At 67.5% G+C, this 2303-nt stretch carries 1 protein-coding gene; it reads right to left on the reverse strand.

Annotated features, from left to right (window positions below; translation table 11 throughout):
- The coding region (locus ACYVMZ_RS39225; protein ID WP_461088086.1) for an MDR/SDR family oxidoreductase at positions 1 to 2281 on the reverse strand (2281 nt) is incomplete at its 3' end.
- Between the last annotated feature and the right edge of the window lie 22 nt (positions 2282 to 2303).

The raw sequence follows: 2303 nt of genomic DNA on the forward strand, positions 1-2303 counted from the left end.
GGATGAGGGTGCGGAAGAGCGGGGGGACGTGCTCACCGAACTGGGCACGCAGGGCGGGCAGGTTCAGCTTCATCGGCACCAACGCGCCATCGGCCGCGGCCAACGCCGTGTCGAACAGCGCCAGCCCCTCTCCCGCCTCCAACGCGGCGATCCCAGAACGCCGCATCCGCTCCACATCACCATCCCCCAGCGAACCGGCCATACCACCCCGCTCGCCCCACAACCCCCACGCCAGCGACACACCAGGCAGACCCTGAGCACGCCGCCACTCCGCCAACGCGTCCAAGAACGCATTAGCCGCCGCATAGTTGGCCTGCCCCGCACTGCCCAGCACACCAGCCGCCGAGGAAAACAACACGAACGCATCCAGATCCCGGCCGGCGGTCAACTCATGCAGATTCAGCGCGGCATCCACCTTCGCCCGCAACACCGTCTCCAACCGCTGCCGCGTGAGCGAAGTGAACACACCATCGTCCAGCACACCGGCCACATGCACGACCGCCGACAGATCCTCGACCTCCGCCAGCAACCCTTCCAGCGCCTGCCGGTCGGCCACATCACAGGCGGCGATCCGCACCCGCGCACCCAGCCCCTCCAGCTCCGCACGCACCTCACCCGCACCCGGCGCCTCCTCCCCGCGCCGGGACACCAACAGCAGATCCCGCACACCGTGCTCACCGACCAGATGCCGCACCACCAGCCGGCCCAGACCACCCAACGCACCCGTCACCAGCACCGTCCCCCGCGCCCGCAAACACGACGGAAGCGTGAGAACCACCTTCCCCACATGCCGCGCCTGACTGACATGACGGAAAGCATCCACCGCCCGCCGAACGTCCCACGCCCGCACCGGCAACGGCTCCAACGCCCCGCTCTCGAACAACTCCAGAATTTCCGTCAGCATCTCCCGCACGCGGTCCGGGGATATCTGTGCGAGATCGAAGCTCTGGTAGTCCACTCCGGGGTGTGTCTCGGCCACCGCTGCGGGGTCGCGGAGGTCGGTCTTGCCCATCTCCACGAACCGCCCACCACCCGGCAACAACCGCAACGACGCATCCACGAACTCACCCGCCAGCGAGTTCACCACCACATCCACACCACGACCACCCGTAACCCGCGAAAACACCTCCTCAAAATCCAGCGACCGCGACGACGCAATCCGCGACCCCTCCACCCCCAACCCCCGCACCACCGGCCACTTCCCCACACTCGCCGTCGCATACACCTCCGCACCCCACAACCGCGCCAACTGCACCGCCGCCATCCCCACCCCACCCGCAGCCGCATGCACCAACACCCGATCCCCCACACCCACACCCGCCAAATCCCGCAACGCATAAAACGCCGTCAAAAACACCGTCGGCACCGACGCCGCCCGCGCAAACGACCACCCCGACGGCATCCGCACCACCAACCGCGCATCCGCCACCGCCACCGGACCAAAACCACCCTCCAACAACCCCAACACCCGATCCCCCACCGCCACATGCGACACCCCAGACCCCACCTCCACCACCACACCCGCACCCTCAGTCCCCATCACCGCATCCCCCGGATACACCCCCAACGCAATCAACACATCCCGGAAATTCACCCCCGCCGCCCGCACCTCAACCCGCACCTCACCCGCACCCAACACCCGCTGCGACCCCTCAGAGGACAGCAACGCCAAATTCTCCAGCGTCCCCCGCTCCCGCACCCCCAACTGCCACCCCTCACCCCGCGGAACCACAAGCCCCCCACCAACACCCGAAACCCGCACCAGCCGCGGCACCCACACCACACCATCACGCAACGCAACCTCCGACTCACCACCACCCACCACACCCAACACACCCGACCAAACACCCTCACCACCATCCACATCCACCAACACCACACGCCCCGGATGCTCCGACACCGCAGAACGCACCAACCCCCACACCGCAGCCCCCACCACATCAGCCACCACCCCACCCGCAGCAACAGCACCCCGCGTCACCACCACCACCCGCGAACCCCCACCACCCACAAACCTCAACCACTCCCCCACCGACCCCAACACCCCACCCACCACATCCCGCACCACACCAGCCGACACCCCACCGTCCACCGCAACCGGAACCGGAACCGGAACCACCACACACTCCGGAACCCCACGACCCCCCTCCACCGCAGCCACCAACGACCCCACATCCCCAAACACCTCAACACCCTCAAACCCCACACCACCACCACCGACCACCACACACGACTCCGGCGACACACCACCCCCCGCAACCGACCCCACAACCCACTCCACCCGCAACAACGAATCGCTCTGG

The organism is Streptomyces deserti (assembly GCF_054782695.1).